This is a genomic window from Enterobacter sp. HG048 (genome assembly GCF_024702055.1).
Taxonomy (GTDB): domain Bacteria; phylum Pseudomonadota; class Gammaproteobacteria; order Enterobacterales; family Enterobacteriaceae; genus Enterobacter; species Enterobacter dykesii.
Map to the genome: position 1 here is coordinate 74,407 of NZ_JANLIZ010000013.1, position 16,128 is coordinate 90,534.

Here is a 16,128-nt window from a genome sequence, read left to right on the forward strand (position 1 = left end):
GATTATGCTACAGGCGGTTATTACACGAAGCGGTTAACGGAAGCGTAATGAACGATAAAAAAGAACTATTACAACTCAGGGATATTGGATTTCGTGTTGGAGAAAACATTATTCTTCAGCACGTCGGGTTTAGCCTGTCGCCGGGCGAGTTTAAATTAATCACGGGCCCCTCAGGCTGCGGTAAAAGCACGCTGCTGAAAATTGTGGCCTCACTCCTCAGCCCGACGGAGGGAACCATTCTGTTTGAAGGAGAGGATATCGCAACGCTGTCCCCGGAAAGCTACCGCCAGCAGGTCTCCTACTGCGTGCAAACCCCCGTGCTGTTTGGCGATACGGTTTATGACAACCTGATTTTCCCGTGGCAAATCCGCAATAAAACGCCGGAGCCGGAAAAGTTTCTCCACGATCTGGCCCGCTTTGGCCTGGCGCAGGAGACGCTGACCAAATCCATCACTTCGCTGTCGGGCGGAGAAAAGCAGCGGGTCTCGCTGATCCGCAACCTGCAGTTTTTACCCAAGGTGTTGTTGCTGGACGAAATCACCAGCGCGCTCGATGACGTCAACAAGCGCAACGTCAACGAGATTATTCATCGCTATGCCCGGGAGCAAAATATTGCCGTGCTGTGGGTGACGCACGACGCTAACGAGATAACCCATGCGGATGACGTTATTACGCTCCAGCCGCACGGCGGGAAAATGCAGGAGGCAAACCGTGGGTGAACATAACATTACCAACGAATCGCTGGCCTTTTCGATGGTGCTGGTATTGATTGCGATTGTGGTCAGCTACCGGGAAAAGCTGGGGCTGGAAAAAGATATTGTGTGGAGTATCTGCCGCGCGGTGATTCAGCTCATCATCGTCGGCTATGTCCTGAAGTATATCTTCAACGTTAACCACGCGGTGCTGACGCTGCTCATGGTGCTCTTTATTTGCTTTAACGCGGCGTGGAATGCGAAAAAGCGCAGTAAATACATTGATAAGGCGTTTATCTCGTCGTTTATCGCCATTACCACCGGGACGGCGCTCACGCTGGCGGTGCTGGTGCTCTCCGGCTCGATTGCGTTTACGCCGATGCAGGTTATCCCTATCTCCGGGATGATTGCGGGGAACGCCATGGTGGCCGTTGGGCTCTGTTATAACAATCTCGGCCAGCGCTTCAGCAGTGAACAGCAGCAGCTCCAGGAGAAACTAAGCCTGGGGGCGACGCCAAAAGTGGCTTCGGCGCGGCTGATCCGTGAGAGCATTCGTTCATCGCTGATCCCAACGGTAGATTCAGCCAAAACGGTGGGGCTGGTGAGCCTGCCGGGCATGATGTCGGGGCTGATTTTTGCCGGTATCGATCCGGTAAAAGCGATTAAGTATCAGATTATGGTGACGTTTATGCTGCTCTCTACGGCAAGCCTGTCAACCATCATTGCCTGCTACCTGACCTATCGGAAGTTCTACAACGCGCGCCACCAGCTGGTGGTGTCGCAGTTGAAAAAGACGGGGTAATATCGGCTTGTGTAGGCCCGGTAAGGCGAAGCCGCCACCGGGCTTTTTTTTATCAGTACAGCAGGGCGTACAGCTGACGACGATACTTCGACGCCAGCGCGTCTCCGGTGCCCAGCGCGGCCAGGATCTCCTGGAACACCTTACGCGCCTGACCGTCTGCGGCTGCCAGGTCTTTTTGCAGGTGGCTGAAGAGCAGCTCAAGCGCCTCTTCGTTACGCCCCACCTGGTGCAGCTGCAGCGCCAGCTGGCTTGCCAGCGCGGCATCGGCCGGGTTGTCGGCAACCTGCTGCTGCAGCTGCTGAATTTCCGGGGTGTCCGCCGCCTGTTTCAGCAGCTCAATCTGCGCGACCAGACCCTGATAGCGGGTGTCCTGATCCTGCAGCGGAACCGTTTTGAGCACGGCTTCCGCGTCTTCTGAACGGTGCAGTGCGATCTGCGTTTCCGCCAGCAGCAGGCCAATCTGGCTGTTCTGATTCGACAGCTGCCACGCCTCTTTGAGCAGCGGCAGCGCCTCGTCGTATTTACCTTCCTGCATCAGCGCCATGCCTTCCTGCGCTTTCAGCTCTTCTTCACGAGGCAGCACTTTATCCAGCAGGGCGCGGATCGCCTCTTCCGGCTGCGGCCCCTGGAAACCGTCAACGGGCTGGCCGTTCTGGAAGAGATAGACGGTAGGAATGGCGCGCAGACCAAACTGGGACGCCACCATCGGCTCGGCGTCACAGTCCAGCTTCGCGAGGATGAACTGACCGTTGTACTGCGCAGCAAGGCTTTCCAGCACCGGCGTCAGCTGCAGGCAGTGTTGGCTGCGTTCAGACCAGAAGTAGAACAGGACCGGTTTGGTCATCGACTGTTCAAGGGTCTGTTGCAGGTTAGCTTCTGTAATATTGACGATATTCTGTACGGACATGCGGCTTTCTCTTTTGTCGGTTTGTTCTTTACATGGGGATGAGCGTCGTCGCTTCAACTCAACCGTGCAAAATTTTGTCCATCATCCGGCCCGGTAGCAGGCGCTTTAACCAGCCTACGGCGTGGGTGACCAGCGTTACCGGATAGCGCATTTTGGGATGTTCACTCTCAAAAGCATGGCGCACTTTGGCCACTACCGCCTCTGGCCCGAGGGTAAAACGTGCGGCAATGCCGGGGTTTTCGACCGGCTTATCTGCCTGCGTCTGGTTCACGTTTTCGGTAAAGCGGGTGCGGATCGGGCCGGGCTCAATCAGGCTGACCTTGATGCCGCTGTGGCGCAGCTCCATGCGCAGGGCGTCGGACCAGGCCTCCAGCGCATATTTGCTGGCGGCGTAGGCGCCGCGGCCCGGGGTTGAAATCAGCCCCATCACTGACGATGTCATCACGATGCGCCCTTCACCGTGGGGCAGCATCGCGGGGAGCAGACGCATGGTGAGCTGATGCACGCCGAAGAAATTGGTCGAAAACTGTTTCTCCAGCGTTTCGCGGGAGAGCGTATCCAGCGGGCCATACACGCCGTAGCCGGCGTTGTTAAAGAGCCCGTACAGACGATTGTCGGTCAGCGCGATCACTTCATCGGCGGCGCGTTCAACGCTCTCCGGCGAGTCCATATCCAGCAGCACGCCGGTAAAGCCCAGCCCGTTCATGCGTTCGACATCGTCGGGTTTGCGACAGGCCGCCAGCACCCGAAACCCCTGGCGCTTCAGTTCGAGCGCGCTTTCCAGGCCGATTCCACTGGAACATCCTGTAATTAAGACCGATTTTTGCATAACTTTACCTGTCAGGATCTCCGCTTAATCAGGAGTCATGTTTAACTAAAGGAGCCAGCCGCGTTGCCATCCAGTCGGCAATAAACGGCTGAGCATCGCGATTGGGGTGGATCCCGTCGTCTTGCATCCACTGGGGTTTGAGATAGACCTCTTCCATGAAAAATGGCAGCAGCGGAATATCAAACTCTTTGGCAAGCTTAGGATAGATCGCGCTAAAGGCTTCATTATACCGACGACCGTAGTTGGCGGGCAGGCGAATTTGCATCAGCAGCGGCTGGGCGTTTGCCGCTTTGATATCCTGCAAAATGGTGCGCAGCGTTTGCTCGGTTTGCTGAGGCTGGAAACCGCGCAATCCATCGTTACCGCCAAGCTCTACCAGCACCCAACGCGGCTGATGCTGTTTGAGCAGCGCAGGCAGGCGCGACAGGCCCTGCTGCGAGGTATCGCCGCTGATGCTGGCGTTGATTACAGCGGTCTTGCTCTGCCATTTGTCGTTGAGCAGAGCGGGCCAGGCCGCGCTGGCCGCCATGCGATAGCCTGCGCTGAGACTGTCGCCGAGAACCAGTAACGTGTCCGCTGCCGCCGCGCGGAAGGTCATCAGAATCAAAAACAGGAAGGGCAAATGCCAGCGGAAAACAGTGTTGAAGTTCATCATCTTAAGAAGTCCGTCGGTCAGGGGGAACACGAGCTTTCCATCCTTACCGGAGTTGAACTCGTTGTCAAACGCGCTGAAACCATCGCGCTGATTGGCGAATCCGGCTCCGGCAAGTCCACGCTGCTGGCGATTTTGGCCGGTCTGGACGACGGCAGCAGCGGCGAGGTCCACCTTGTCGGGCAACCGCTGCATCAGCTTGATGAAGAGGCGCGGGCCGCGCTGCGCGCGCGCCACGTTGGTTTTGTCTTCCAATCCTTCATGCTGATCCCAACCCTGAACGCGCTGGAAAACGTCGAACTCCCGGCGCTGTTGCGCGGTGAAAACAGCCGTGAAAGCCGGGCGCACGCGAAGGCGCTGCTGGAGCAGCTCGGTCTGGGCAAGCGTCTCGACCACCTTCCCGCACAGCTCTCCGGCGGCGAGCAGCAGCGCGTGGCGCTGGCGCGGGCGTTCAACGGCCGTCCCGAAGTCCTGTTTGCCGATGAGCCCACCGGTAACCTTGACCGTAAAACCGGCGACAAAATTGCCGACCTGCTGTTTTCGCTCAACCGCGAGCACGGTACCACGCTGATCCTCGTGACCCACGATCCGCAGCTCGCCGCCCGCTGCGACCGCCGCCTGCGGCTGGTGAACGGTATTCTTCAGGAGGAGGCATGATTACCCGCTGGTTCTGGCGCGAGTGGCGCTCGCCCTCGCTGCTGATTGTCTGGCTGGCGCTAAGCCTGGCGGTGGCCTGCGTGCTGGCGCTCGGTAGCGTCAGCGATCGCATGGAAAAAGGGCTTAGCCAGCAGAGCCGGGAATTTATGGCGGGGGACCGGGCGCTGGAAAGCTCCCGCCCGGTGCCGTCGGGCTGGATTGAAGAGGCGCGCAAAGAAGGGCTGAAGGTGGGAGAGCAGATAAGCTTCCAGACCATGACCTTTGCGGGCGACACGCCGCAGCTCGCCAGCGTTAAAGCCGTAGATGGTATCTATCCGATGTACGGCGAACTGGAGACCAACCCGCCAGGGGTGAAGCCGAAGCCCGGCACGGTGCTGCTGGCATCACGTCTGATGGCGCTTCTGAACCTGAAACCCGGCGATAGCATCGACGTCGGCGACGCCACCCTCAACATTGCCGGGGAGGTGGTGCAGGAGCCCGATTCCGGCTTTAACCCCTTCCAGCTCGCGCCGCGCCTGCTGATGAACACCGCGGATGTCGCGGCAACCCATGCTGTACAGCCGGGCAGCCGCGTCACCTGGCGCTATAAGTTTGGCGGCACGCCTGCCCAGCTTGACGCGTACGAAAAATGGCTTCTGCCGCAGCTCAAACCAGAGCACCGCTGGTACGGGCTGGAGCAGGACGAAGGGGCGCTGGGTAAATCTCTTGAGCGTTCTCAGCAGTTCCTGCTGCTGTCGGCCCTGTTGACCCTGCTGCTGGCGGTGGCGGCGGTTGCCGTGGCGATGGGACATTACTGCCGCAGCCGTTACGACCTGGTGGCGATCCTCAAAACCCTGGGGGCGGGCAGGGCGCAGCTGCGCAAGCTGATCGTCGGCCAGTGGCTGATGCTGCTGATTCTGTCCGCGCTGACCGGCGGAATAATGGGGCTGCTGTTTGAAAAACTGCTGATGGTGATGCTGAAACCGGTGCTCCCGGCCGCCTTGCCGCCGGCCAGCCTCTGGCCATGGCTGTGGGCAATCGGCGCGATGACGGTGATTTCGCTGCTGGTGGGGCTACGCCCCTACCGCCTGCTGCTCGCGACGCAGCCGCTGCGCGTGCTTCGCAACGATGTGGTGGCGAACGTCTGGCCGCTGAAGTTCTACCTTCCGGTGATTATTGCCGTGGCGGTGGGGCTGCTGGCGTGGCTGATGGGGGGCAGCACGCTGCTGTGGGCGGTACTGGCCGGGGCGGTTGTGCTGGCGCTGCTGTGCGGCGTGCTGGGCTGGATACTGCTTAACGTCCTGAAGCGGCTCACGGTGAAATCGCTGCCCGTGCGCCTGGCTGTCAACCGCCTGCTGCATCAGCCGTGGTCAACGCTCAGCCAGCTGTCGGCGTTTTCGCTGTCGTTTATGCTGCTGGCGCTGCTGCTGGTGCTGCGCGGCGATCTGCTGGATCGCTGGCAGCAGCAGCTTCCACCGGAAAGCCCGAACTATTTCCTGATCAACATTGCCCCTGAGCAGGTCACGCCGCTGAAGGGCTTCCTGGCGGAGCATCACATCATTCCCGAGTCGTTCTATCCCATCGTGCGCGCGCGTCTGACCCAGATCAATGGTCAGCCAGCGGAGGGGAACAATGACGAGTCGCTGAACCGCGAGCTGAACCTGACCTGGCAGGAGAAACGCCCTGACCACAACCCGCTTACTGCAGGCACATGGCCGCCGAAAGCGGGGGAAGTGTCGATGGAAGAGGGGCTGGCGACGCGGCTGAACGTGAGGCTGGGGGACAGCGTCACCTTTACCGGCGATACCCAGGATTTTACTGCGAAAGTCACCAGCCTGCGTAAAGTGGACTGGGAAAGCCTGCGGCCAAACTTCTTCTTTATCTTCCCGCCGGGCGCGCTGGACGGACAGCCGCAGAGCTGGCTCACCAGCTTCCGCTGGGAAAACGGCAACGGCATGCTGACCCAGCTTAACCGGGAGTTTCCGACGGTCAGCCTGCTGGATATTGGCGCGATCCTCAAACAGGTGGGGCAGGTGCTGGAGCAGGTGAGCCGCGCGCTGGAGGTCATGGTGGTGCTGGTGACGATCTGCGGCGTGCTGTTGCTGCTGGCCCAGGTGCAGGTGGGCATGCGCCAGCGTCATCAGGAGCTGGTGGTCTACCGGACGCTGGGAGCTGGTAAACGGCTGCTGCGCAAGACGCTCTGGAGCGAATTTGCGCTGCTGGGGCTGGTGGCGGGTCTGGTTGCGGCCATTGGCGCAGAAACGGCGCTGGCGGTGCTGCAGACAAAGGTCTTCGACTTCCCGTGGGAGCCTGACTGGCGTCTCTGGTTGATCCTGCCTCTCAGCGGCGCGGTGCTGCTTTCTCTTTGCGGAGGCTGGCTCGGCACGCGGCTGTTAAAGGGGAAAGCCCTGTTCCGTCAGTTTGCGAGTTGATTTAGCACGGTGATAGTTGCGCTCCGGGTTTTAATGCCGGCGTGCAGCGTTTAAATAGCACAAAGTGATAATACCCACTCATTTAGTAGCACAAAACATTAAAAACCCGACCACACGGCCCGATTATTTCCAGTTAATATTCACCCGCTAAATATTTAGCAGCGTGTCTATTAAGGAAAAATAATGACTATAAAAAAATCAGCGCTGGCGGCAACGATCGGCGCGGCAGTGGCATTGACGTCCTTCGCTTCTCAGGCGGAAATCACGGTTCTTAAGCAGGATCCTCAGGCGGGTAACCCGCTGAGCCGCCTGAACTTTACCGTTGGCGGCAGTATTCGTCCTCAGTTCCAGAACATGACCGGCGACGACGGTAAAAACAGCTACAAGCGTAACGGCTTTGACGGCGGCACCCGTTTCCGTTTCGCGGCTGATTACTACCTGTTTGATGACATCAGCTGGATCAGCTACTACGAGCTGGGTGTCAATATTCCTGCGCAGTTTAACTGGGATCACCACTACGCCGACGGCGCACACGACACCACGCGTCGTATGCTCTACACCGGTCTGAAGAGCGACACCTGGGGTACGCTGACCTTCGGTCAACAGAACAGCGTTTACTATGATGTGGTGGGCGCGAAAACCGATATCTGGGACTACGACATGATCGGTCAGGCGCCAGGTAACGGGATCAACGGCGATTACGACGGTTCTTACCGTTCACGCCAGATGCTGAAATATAAGAAAACCGTCGGTGATGCCGACATTTATGCATCCTACCTGTTTGAAGACAGCGAATACCTGCCGGGCAACGGCCTGCGCTACAAGCGTAAAGGCGGCGGTTCACTGGGTCTGGATTACCACCTGACCACCGACCTGACCTGGGGCGCGGCGTGGAACTATACCCGCGCGGACATGCGTAACCCGGACAACGGCGACAGCAAAACCTACGACCAGAACATCCTCGGTACCGCGCTGAGCTGGACGCCGGACAACTGGACCTTCTCCGCAGGCGGCGGCTGGTACCAGAACTTCCTGACCACCAAAAAAGTGTCTGTTAACGACTACTTCGCCGGTGATGCATGGGGTATTGAATACTTTGCGGGCTACAAGTTCCCAATCGGTCAGTACGGCGTTAAATCCATCCAGCCTTACTTCATGGGTGACCGTATTGAGTACGTGAACGGCCGTAACTACCAGCGCATCGACAACGGCGTGGGTATCAGCTTCCAGCTGGATTACGGTTTCCGCGTGGATTACGAACACGTGTTCACATCAAGCACCGACAACCTGGGCGATATGAACCTGGTGCGTCTGCGTTACGACTTCTAAGTCGTCTTGTTGGGTGCGGTCTGATGCCCTCACCCTGACCCTCTCCCACGGGGAGAGGGAACAAACCACCTGGCTTTATTTTTCAACGATCAAGCCACTCAGCAATTTCTTCAAACGTCCCGCGATAGACAATCTTCTCCGCTTTCTTCTCCAGCTGATAGCCGTACATCGGGTCGTAATAGTCCTTCAGCAGCGGCGCAAGCCAGCTGAAGTGCACGTCAGTGCTGCCAGTACGTTGTTGTTCGACAAGCGCGGCGTCCAGTAATGCGGTGAATTCCGCAAAGCGCTGCAGCCCCAGACGGCGGCGAATGGCGAACAGGCCGTGGTGCAGATACTCGCTGTACTCCTTCCAGCCTGCTTCCTCGCCGTATGCGGCAGAAAAATCCGCCCACATGTGGTCAAAATACTCTTCGCGCAGGCGCTCAAGGCGGACGTCAAACGGGTCTTCGACGACAACGATAGGGGCTTCAACCATGCGGTCGCGCAGGCACTCCGGCAGGTGGTTGGAGCCAATCATCCGGCCCTCGTCTTCCAGCACCCAGCGCGCGGCGTCTTTTTTCAGGAGCTTAACCGCAAGGTGGTTTTCAAAGCTGGCCTGGGAAAGCTGCGGCGTCAGCGTCCGGCCAAACGACGAACCGCGATGGTGCGCCAGCCCTTCCAGATCGATACCCTGCGCGTGCTGCTTCACCAGCAGGGTTTTACCGTTTCCGGTGCAGCCGCCAATCAGCACCATCGGCTTTTGTGACTGCTCGATGGTCACCTGAATCGCCGTCTGACGTAGGGCCTTATAGCCGCCGCGGATCAGCGGGTAGTCGACGCCCGCCTCTTTCAGCCAGGCCTGAGAGATATGCGAGCGCTGGCCGCCGCGCGCGCAGCAGAGAAAGCCCTCAGGATGGGCAAGGCTGGCTTCCCGCCAGGCGTTGATGCGTGCCTCACGCGTCTCGCCGCTCACCAACTGATGGCCGAGCGCCAGCGCGGCTTCGGGGCCCTGGCGCTTATAGCAGGTACCGACGGCGGCGCGCTCGTCGTCGTTCATTAAGGGCTGGTTGATCGCCGCAGGCATCGCGCCCTGGGCAAATTCGATCGGCGCGCGAACGTCGATTAAAGGGGTATCAGACGCGAGGATCGCGCGATAGTCCGTTCCATCGTTCATGGTTATTCCAGAAGAAAACTCAGCAGCAATGGGCGGGGATTGTACGCCGGGGAAGGGGAAGGTCAACTCCCCGGCGCAGATGTCTTACTTGAGCTTTGACTGTGCCCAGACAATACCGCTCGCATATTCCGGCGGCAGGAGCGGGATCATCGCTTCCAGGGTGGCACTCAGGCGGCTCGTGTCGCTGTCGTTCAGGTTCAGGTGACCGACCTTACGACCCGCGCGAACCTCTTTGTCATACCAGTGCAGATGCACCAGCGGCAGCTTCAGCCAGTCGTAGTTCAGATCGGTGCCGATCAGGTTGATCATCACCGACGGGCTGTTGACCACCGGCTGTGGCAGCGGCAGGTCGGTAATCGCGCGCAGGTGCAGCTCGAACTGGCTAATGGACGCGCCGTTTTGCGTCCAGTGGCCGCTGTTGTGCACGCGCGGCGCAAGTTCGTTGATCAGCAGACCGGACGGGGTGATAAAGCACTCCATCGCCATGACGCCCACATACCCGAGTTCGTGCATGATGGCAGAGAGCATATCTTCCGCCTGCGCCTGCTGGTCAGCATTGGCGTGCGGGAAGGCGACGCTGGTGCGCAGAATGCCGTCCTGATGCAGATTATGCGTCAGCGGATAAAAGACGGTATGCCCGTCATGCCCGCGGGCGCCAACCAGCGACACTTCACCGCTGAAGTTAATGCCTTGCTCAACGATGCACTCGCCGTAGCAATCGTCCGGCAGTTCTGCCGTTTCATCTGCACGCAGGCGCCACTGGCCGCGGCCGTCATAGCCGCCCACGCGGCGCTTCACGATTGCCAGCTCGCCCAGCATCGCGAAAACGTCATTCCACTCGCTTTTATCAGACAGGAGCTGCCAAGGCGCGGTTGGCAGACCGAGCTTGTCGAACAGCTGCTTTTGCGTCAGACGGTCGGCGATGATCGGGAACACGTCGCGGTTAACGAAGGCGTTATGACGCGCCAGTTCGCGGGTCAGAGCCGTTTCCGGCCAGCGTTCGATCTCGGCGGTGATCACGCTCTGGTGGAACGGTACGGCTTCAGGTTCAGCATCCAGCCCGACGGGCCAGACGGCAATACCCAGCGGCTCACCGGCCTGACGCAGCATGCGGCCTAGCTGGCCGTTACCGAGGACGCAAACCTGCTTCATGCCGCACCCCGCGGGTCCGGATTGTCCAGCACCTCGTTGGTCTGGGCTTTACGCCACTCCGCCAGACGCTGGTGTAATGCTTTATCGTGCGTCGCAAGAATTTGCGCCGCCAGCAGGGCGGCATTGGCAGCACCCGCTTTACCAATCGCCAGCGTGCCGACAGGAATACCGCGCGGCATCTGGACGATGGAGTAGAGGCTATCCACACCGCTTAACGCGGCGCTTTGGACCGGAACGCCCAGTACCGGCACCAGGGTTTTGGCGGCAATCATGCCCGGCAGGTGTGCTGCGCCGCCCGCACCGGCAATGATCACCTCATAACCGTTCTCTTCGGCGCTTTCGGCGAAGCTGAACAGTTTGTCCGGCGTACGGTGCGCGGAGACCACTTCAACGTGGTGCGGAACATTCAGGATTTCAAAGATTTCGGCGGCGAACTGCATGGTAGCCCAGTCGCTTTTGGACCCCATCACGATGGCGACACGCGCCGGATTATTGCGGGAAGACATGCGTCTTAAAACTCCTGTGGTGCGAAACACACTGCTTTCGAGGGCACAGAGAATAGCATGTTATACGGGCAAGGAAAACGGTTGCGCGGTTAAATCTTGAGCCGTTGTTGTCATCAATTCATAACAAAACAGACCGCATTCTGGCGGTCTGCTTTTGCCGATGGGCAATCATTATTTCGTCAGTTCTGCGGTCATATACACGCGGTTGTCGACCTTCGCGCTGGTGATTTTGTAAGACGCGCCCTGTTCAGCAGCCTGCGCGGCAATTTTCGCTTCTGCGCGGTCAAGGGTAGAAGCGGTTGCGCTCACGCTTTGAGCGAAAGAACCGAAAGAAACCAGAGAAAGAGCGGCAGCTGCAACGAAAGTTTTGATGGATTTCATGGTCGTATTCCTTAAGTATTTTATCTGGGATAGGGCGTGTTGCCCTGATGTGATAAATAATAGGCCGACCACGGGCTGATTAAAATCGAAACAATTTGCCGATATTATTCAAAAAAATAGAATGATGGTGTGAGGGGTTAAAACGGAAACGCGATCAGCTCCACGCCCTCTGGCGTGACTTTGACCATGGAGCCTTCGGTGTGCCAGGCACCTAATACCACGCGGTGGGCCGGTTCGCCGTTGGCGATAAGGGAATGGACGTCAGGACGATGGGTGTGACCGTGGATCAACCACTGAACGCCATGCTTTTCCATCACGCTCACCACGGCCTGCGGGTTCACGTCCATGATGGTCATGGATTTGCTGCTGTTGGCGGCTTTACTGCCCGCGCGCATTCTTGCGGCGATGCGGTTGCGGATAAACAGCGGCAGCGCAAGGAACACCTTCTGGATCCACGGGGTGTGGACTTTGGCGCGAAACGCCAGGTAGCCGGTATCGTCGGTGCAGAGCGTGTCGCCGTGCATGATCAGAACCCTGCGGTCATAGAGGTCGAGCACCTGCTCTTCCGGGAGCAGCATCATGCCGCTTTCGCGGGCGTAGCGCTTGCCGATCAGGAAATCACGGTTGCCGTGAATGAAGTAGCAGGGAACGCCGGAATCTACCAGCGCGTGAATGGCGGCGGCCATTTCACGGTGCAGCGGGTTAGGGTCGTCGTCGCCAATCCAGGCTTCAAACAGGTCGCCCAGGATGTACAGCGCATCGGCGCTTTTCGCTTCACCGCGTAAAAAACGCAGAAAACCGGCGGTAATCGCCGGTTCTTCTGTTTGCAGATGCAGATCCGCAATAAAGAGTGTCGCCACGAATTACTCGCTGACGGTCACGCTTGTAATCACAACGTCTTCTTTAGGAACGTCCTGGTGCATACCGCTGCGGCCAGTAGAGACGGCTTTGATCTTGTCAACCACGTCCATACCTTCAACCACTTCTGCGAATACGCAGTAGCCCCAACCCTGCAGGCTTTCGCCGGAGAAGTTCAGGAAGTCGTTGTCAGCCACGTTGATGAAGAACTGCGCGGTGGCAGAGTGTGGTGCCTGAGTACGCGCCATCGCCAGCGTGCCGCGGGTGTTTTTCAGGCCGTTGTTCGCTTCGTTTTTGATCGCTTCTTTGGTGGCTTTCTGGTTCATGCCAGGTTCGAAACCGCCGCCCTGGATCATAAAACCGTTGATCACGCGGTGGAAAATGGTGTTGTTGTAGAAACCTTCGCGGCAGTAGTCCAGGAAGTTTTTAACTGTTTCAGGCGCTTTGTCATCAAAGGTTTTGATTACGATATCGCCATGATTAGTGTGGAAAGTAACCATTTTTGCATCCTGTTCCGTTATTGTGGTACGTCGACCCGCCTTCGGGTCATCTATAGGGGCTTGTTATAGCATAACCACAGGATGCGATCACCTTGCATTGTGTGCTGCTTCGGGTTTGAATTACGGGTAGAATAGCTGGTTTTCAACCACACACGTGTTTACATGGAATCTTCGATGTTAAAAATCTTTAATACAATGACGCGCCAGAAAGAGGAATTTAAACCTATCCATGCCGGGGAAGTCGGCATGTACGTGTGTGGTATTACGGTTTACGATCTCTGTCACATTGGCCATGGCCGTACCTTTGTCGCCTTCGACGTGGTGTCACGCTACCTGCGTTTTCTGGGCTACACCCTGAAATACGTGCGTAATATCACCGACATCGACGACAAAATCATCAAGCGCGCTAATGAAAACGGCGAAAGCTTCGTTGCGCTGGTCGATCGCATGATCGTCGAAATGCACAAAGATTTCGACGCCCTGAATATTCAGCGCCCGGACAGCGAGCCGCGCGCGACCCACCACATTCACGAAATCATCGAGATCACCGAAAAGCTGATCGCCCGCGGTCATGCCTACGTTGCGGACAACGGCGACGTGATGTTCTCCGTGCCGACGGACCCAACCTACGGTTCGCTTTCCCGTCAGGATCTGGACCAGCTGCAGGCGGGCGCGCGTGTTGACGTGGTTGACGTGAAGCGTAACCCGATGGACTTCGTGCTGTGGAAAATGTCCAAAGAGGGTGAGCCAAGCTGGCCATCCCCGTGGGGCGAAGGTCGTCCGGGCTGGCACATTGAATGTTCCGCGATGAACTGCAAGCAGCTGGGCAAGCACTTCGACATTCACGGCGGCGGTTCGGACCTGATGTTCCCGCACCACGAAAACGAAATCGCGCAGTCCACCTGTGCCCACGGCGGCGAGTACGTGAACTACTGGATGCACTCCGGGATGGTCATGGTTGACCGCGAGAAGATGTCCAAGTCGCTGGGTAACTTCTTCACCGTGCGCGACGTGCTGAAGTATTACGATGCGGAAACCGTGCGCTACTTCCTGATGTCCGGCCACTATCGCAGCCAGCTGAACTACAGCGAAGAGAACCTGAAACAGGCGCGCTCTGCGCTGGAGCGCCTGTATACCGCCCTGCGTGGTACCGACAGGTCCGTTCCTGCAGCCGGCGGCGAAGCGTTTGAAGCCCGCTTTGTTGAAGTGATGAACGACGACTTCAACACCCCGGAAGCGTACTCCGTGCTGTTCGACATGGCGCGCGAAGTGAACCGCCTGAAGTCAGAAGATATGGCTGCGGCGAATGCGCTGGCGTCCCATCTGCGTAAGCTCTCCTCCGTGCTCGGCCTGCTGGAGCAGGATCCGGACGTGTTCCTGCAGAGCGGTGCGCAGGCGGACGACGGTGAAGTGGCGGAGATTGAAGCGTTGATCAAAGCGCGTCTGGAAGCGCGTCAGGCAAAAGACTGGGCGGCGGCAGATACGGCGCGTAATCGTCTGACCGAGATGGGCATCATTCTGGAAGATGGTCCGCAGGGCACCACCTGGCGCCGTAAGTAATTTGCCCCTCACCCTAACCCTCTCCCACGGGGAGAGGGAATTATCAGGTTTTCTCCCTCTCCCCGTGGGAGAGGGCCGGGGTGAGGGCATCAGCGCGCACGTTTCCTCCACCACAGCAACCCCATCAGCACGACTCCCGGCAGCCACACCCACAGCAGTTCTGACACGATCACCTGATGCCCGTACGGCGTGGTGTAGCGCGACAGCGCAAACGGCGCGACCTTAATCACCTGCCACGGCGCAAAGAAGCGTTCATCTGACCACGGCCACAGCCAGCCGACGCCTTTCCCGCCCGTGGTAATCGAATCCAGCAGGCTGTGCGACAGCAATGACACGGTTAAAAACAGCCAGCACCGCGTCAGGCTGGCCCGGAACCATCGTCGGCCAATCAGCACGCAAAGTATCGGCACCACAAAGGCGAACAGCAGGGAGTGGGTAAAGCCGCGATGGCCGAAAACATTGCCGTACGCGACGCCGAACTTGAACGCCAGCACGTCGGCATCCGGCAGCATGGCGAGGACAATCCCGGCAAACAGCAGGCGGGGAGGAATCACTTTGGTTCCGAGGCCTAAGCCCAGACAAAGCGGAACAGCAGCGTGCGTAATAACGGTAGGCATTGCGATTATCCATGGCAAATCATGGAAATATAGCAGCAATCCCGCGCCGGCAGACCCGCGTCAAATTCTTATTTTTACGCCGACTCGCGCGCGATTAGCTGCCCGGAAAGCGTAATGCGCTGGGTTTGCAGCGTCGGCTCCTTCAGCGTGCGAATAATCAGCCCGGCAGCCTGACGCCCGGTCTCTTCGCTGGCGGATGAGACGTAGGTAAAGGACGGCGAGGTGAGGTTAACGTGGAGCATATCTTCGAAACCGACCAGCGCGACCTGCTGCGTCAGAAACACATCTTTACCCACCGTTCGTCCGACCTGATGAATACCGGAGATGGAGCCGATCATCGCATCCGGCGAGTGGCAGAGCAGGGCGGTGATGGTGTTGTTTTTTTCCAGCAACTGGCGGGTGGCGAAACCCGCTGCCAGGGTGTCATCGCTGCAGGCCGGAGAGTATTCATCTCGCCAGACCAGCCCGTTCTGCGTCATCGCGCTGCGAAAACCGAGCAGGCGCTGCTCGCGGATAAGGCAGCCTTCACGCCCGCCAATGTAGGCGATATTGCGATGGCCGCGCTCGATAAGATAACGCACCGCCAGGTTTGCCGCCTGGCGGTTATCGCGCATCACCAGATTGCATTTTTCATCCAGCAGCGACTGAGAGACCACCACCAGCGGCAGCGGGCACCGGCGAATCTGCTCCGGCAGGGTGGAGGTACGGGTATCCGAGGCCAGATAGATCACCCCGGCGACGCCCTGCTGCTTAAACGACAGCAGGCAGCGCTCAAGATGGTCATGGTCGTTCTGGGGCTGGCCGAGAAACACCATATATCCCTGTTTCTCAAGATCCTGGACGATGCTCGCCATCACCTTGATGGAGAAACTGTCGCTAAAGTCACGGAGGATCAGGCCAATCAGATTGGACGTATTGGCGCGGAGGTTGGCAGCGGCGACATTATGAACATAGCCCAGCGCATTGATGGCGGCGTTGACCTTCTCGATCGTTGCCTCTGAGATTTTCCCTTTCTGGCGCAAAACCAGCGAGACGGTTGAGACCGACACGCCCGCGTGCTTTGCGACATCAATAATGCTGACTTTCTTCAAAACCGCTCCCTGAAATTCACCGATTATCAGT

General features: G+C 58.3%; 17 protein-coding genes. 6 read left to right on the top strand and 11 right to left on the bottom strand.

From position 1 onward, the window contains the following. Positions 1-47 precede the first annotated feature (47 nt). A complete protein-coding gene (fetA, locus tag NUX24_RS15530; RefSeq protein WP_257832640.1) occupies positions 48-719 on the top strand; it encodes an iron ABC transporter ATP-binding protein FetA in 672 nt (223 codons plus the stop codon). Beyond that, entirely contained in the window at positions 661-1,494 is an 834-nt protein-coding gene (gene fetB / locus NUX24_RS15535) for an iron export ABC transporter permease subunit FetB (RefSeq protein WP_374693108.1), read from the top strand. Before fetA ends, fetB begins: the two co-directional genes overlap by 59 nt. 52 nt (positions 1,495-1,546) lie before the next feature. Here the strand turns inward: fetB and NUX24_RS15540 are convergent, their stop codons facing one another. From NUX24_RS15540 to tesA, 3 genes are read right to left on the bottom strand one after another with little or no spacing between them, the layout of a single operon-like run. Next, positions 1,547-2,401, bottom strand: a complete 855-nt coding sequence (locus tag NUX24_RS15540; RefSeq protein WP_257832644.1) for a co-chaperone YbbN — start codon at positions 2,399-2,401, stop codon at positions 1,547-1,549. Between the two features lie 58 nt (positions 2,402-2,459). Next, positions 2,460-3,230 carry an SDR family oxidoreductase gene (locus NUX24_RS15545; RefSeq protein ID WP_014882827.1) on the bottom strand — a complete coding sequence of 257 codons (771 nt, stop codon included), beginning with the start codon at positions 3,228-3,230 and terminating at the stop codon, positions 2,460-2,462. Positions 3,231-3,258: 28 nt separating this feature from the next. After that, positions 3,259-3,882, bottom strand: a complete 624-nt coding sequence (gene tesA, locus NUX24_RS15550; RefSeq protein WP_047650472.1) for a multifunctional acyl-CoA thioesterase I/protease I/lysophospholipase L1 — start codon at positions 3,880-3,882, stop codon at positions 3,259-3,261. Here tesA and ybbA point away from each other — a divergent pair. The 3 genes from ybbA (at position 3,853) to NUX24_RS15565 (ending at position 8,279) form a co-directional block, all read left to right on the top strand. After that, positions 3,853-4,539, top strand: coding sequence for a putative ABC transporter ATP-binding protein YbbA (gene ybbA / locus NUX24_RS15555; RefSeq protein WP_047650473.1), 687 nt, complete (start codon positions 3,853-3,855; stop codon positions 4,537-4,539). The two genes, tesA and ybbA, sit on opposite strands and share 30 nt — an antisense overlap. Continuing rightward, positions 4,536-6,950, top strand: coding sequence for a putative ABC transporter permease subunit YbbP (ybbP, locus tag NUX24_RS15560; protein WP_257832649.1), 2,415 nt, complete (start codon positions 4,536-4,538; stop codon positions 6,948-6,950). The genes ybbA and ybbP overlap by 4 nt, the downstream gene beginning before the upstream one ends. A 183-nt stretch (positions 6,951-7,133) precedes the next feature. Beyond that, complete coding sequence (locus NUX24_RS15565; RefSeq protein WP_257832650.1) at positions 7,134-8,279, top strand: porin; 1,146 nt, start codon at positions 7,134-7,136, stop codon at positions 8,277-8,279. Positions 8,280-8,361: 82 nt separating this feature from the next. Here NUX24_RS15565 and mnmH read toward each other — a convergent pair whose 3' ends face one another. The 6 genes from mnmH to ppiB form a co-directional block, all read right to left on the bottom strand. Beyond that, the gene (gene mnmH, locus NUX24_RS15570) at positions 8,362-9,432 is read right to left on the bottom strand and encodes a tRNA 2-selenouridine(34) synthase MnmH (RefSeq protein ID WP_257832652.1); all 1,071 of its coding nucleotides are present in this window, start codon (positions 9,430-9,432) and stop codon (positions 8,362-8,364) included. An 84-nt stretch (positions 9,433-9,516) separates the two neighbouring features. Further along, positions 9,517-10,584, bottom strand: a complete 1,068-nt coding sequence (purK, locus tag NUX24_RS15575) for a 5-(carboxyamino)imidazole ribonucleotide synthase (RefSeq protein WP_214576098.1) — start codon at positions 10,582-10,584, stop codon at positions 9,517-9,519. Continuing rightward, the gene (gene purE, locus NUX24_RS15580; RefSeq protein WP_257832655.1) at positions 10,581-11,090 is read right to left on the bottom strand and encodes a 5-(carboxyamino)imidazole ribonucleotide mutase; all 510 of its coding nucleotides are present in this window, start codon (positions 11,088-11,090) and stop codon (positions 10,581-10,583) included. The genes purK and purE overlap by 4 nt, the downstream gene beginning before the upstream one ends. A 171-nt stretch (positions 11,091-11,261) precedes the next feature. Further along, positions 11,262-11,471, bottom strand: a complete 210-nt coding sequence (locus NUX24_RS15585; RefSeq protein ID WP_257832657.1) for a YdgH/BhsA/McbA-like domain containing protein — start codon at positions 11,469-11,471, stop codon at positions 11,262-11,264. A gap of 137 nt (positions 11,472-11,608) precedes the next feature. Continuing rightward, complete coding sequence (lpxH, locus tag NUX24_RS15590) at positions 11,609-12,331, bottom strand: UDP-2,3-diacylglucosamine diphosphatase (RefSeq protein ID WP_257832659.1); 723 nt, start codon at positions 12,329-12,331, stop codon at positions 11,609-11,611. A gap of 3 nt (positions 12,332-12,334) precedes the next feature. Further along, positions 12,335-12,829 (bottom strand): peptidylprolyl isomerase B, encoded by a 495-nt coding sequence (gene ppiB / locus NUX24_RS15595; protein WP_023334762.1) that lies wholly within the window; start codon positions 12,827-12,829, stop codon positions 12,335-12,337. A gap of 174 nt (positions 12,830-13,003) precedes the next feature. Between ppiB and cysS the strand changes: the two genes are divergently transcribed. Beyond that, positions 13,004-14,389: a cysteine--tRNA ligase gene (gene cysS / locus NUX24_RS15600; protein WP_047650479.1), complete on the top strand. Its 1,386-nt coding sequence runs from the start codon at positions 13,004-13,006 to the stop codon at positions 14,387-14,389. Between the two features lie 89 nt (positions 14,390-14,478). On the opposite strand, the gene NUX24_RS15605 is transcribed toward cysS, so the two are convergent. Together NUX24_RS15605 and malI are read right to left on the bottom strand one after the other, a co-directional pair. Then, on the bottom strand, positions 14,479-15,006 hold the full coding sequence (locus NUX24_RS15605; RefSeq protein ID WP_029741053.1) for a metal-dependent hydrolase: 528 nt from the start codon (positions 15,004-15,006) through the stop codon (positions 14,479-14,481). Positions 15,007-15,080: 74 nt separating this feature from the next. Next, positions 15,081-16,097 carry a Mal regulon transcriptional regulator MalI gene (gene malI / locus NUX24_RS15610; RefSeq protein ID WP_047650481.1) on the bottom strand — a complete coding sequence of 339 codons (1,017 nt, stop codon included), beginning with the start codon at positions 16,095-16,097 and terminating at the stop codon, positions 15,081-15,083. Positions 16,098-16,128 lie beyond the last annotated feature (31 nt).

What these genes read in the sequence shown, in the direction of transcription:
- mnmH (WP_257832652.1), bottom strand. Translation starts at nt 9,432, where the DNA reads ATGAACGATGGAACGGACTATCGCGCGATCCTCGCGTCTGATACCCCT.
- cysS (WP_047650479.1), top strand. Translation starts at nt 13,004, where the DNA reads ATGTTAAAAATCTTTAATACAATGACGCGCCAGAAAGAGGAATTTAAA.
- NUX24_RS15605 (WP_029741053.1), bottom strand. Translation starts at nt 15,006, where the DNA reads ATGCCTACCGTTATTACGCACGCTGCTGTTCCGCTTTGTCTGGGCTTA.
- ppiB (WP_023334762.1), bottom strand. Translation starts at nt 12,829, where the DNA reads ATGGTTACTTTCCACACTAATCATGGCGATATCGTAATCAAAACCTTT.
- purE (WP_257832655.1), bottom strand. Translation starts at nt 11,090, where the DNA reads ATGTCTTCCCGCAATAATCCGGCGCGTGTCGCCATCGTGATGGGGTCC.
- tesA (WP_047650472.1), bottom strand. Translation starts at nt 3,882, where the DNA reads ATGAACTTCAACACTGTTTTCCGCTGGCATTTGCCCTTCCTGTTTTTG.
- NUX24_RS15585 (WP_257832657.1), bottom strand. Translation starts at nt 11,471, where the DNA reads ATGAAATCCATCAAAACTTTCGTTGCAGCTGCCGCTCTTTCTCTGGTT.
- purK (WP_214576098.1), bottom strand. Translation starts at nt 10,584, where the DNA reads ATGAAGCAGGTTTGCGTCCTCGGTAACGGCCAGCTAGGCCGCATGCTG.
- ybbP (WP_257832649.1), top strand. Translation starts at nt 4,536, where the DNA reads ATGATTACCCGCTGGTTCTGGCGCGAGTGGCGCTCGCCCTCGCTGCTG.
- NUX24_RS15565 (WP_257832650.1), top strand. Translation starts at nt 7,134, where the DNA reads ATGACTATAAAAAAATCAGCGCTGGCGGCAACGATCGGCGCGGCAGTG.
- ybbA (WP_047650473.1), top strand. Translation starts at nt 3,853, where the DNA reads ATGCCAGCGGAAAACAGTGTTGAAGTTCATCATCTTAAGAAGTCCGTC.
- NUX24_RS15545 (WP_014882827.1), bottom strand. Translation starts at nt 3,230, where the DNA reads ATGCAAAAATCGGTCTTAATTACAGGATGTTCCAGTGGAATCGGCCTG.
- fetB (WP_374693108.1), top strand. Translation starts at nt 661, where the DNA reads ATGACGTTATTACGCTCCAGCCGCACGGCGGGAAAATGCAGGAGGCAA.
- fetA (WP_257832640.1), top strand. Translation starts at nt 48, where the DNA reads ATGAACGATAAAAAAGAACTATTACAACTCAGGGATATTGGATTTCGT.
- NUX24_RS15540 (WP_257832644.1), bottom strand. Translation starts at nt 2,401, where the DNA reads ATGTCCGTACAGAATATCGTCAATATTACAGAAGCTAACCTGCAACAG.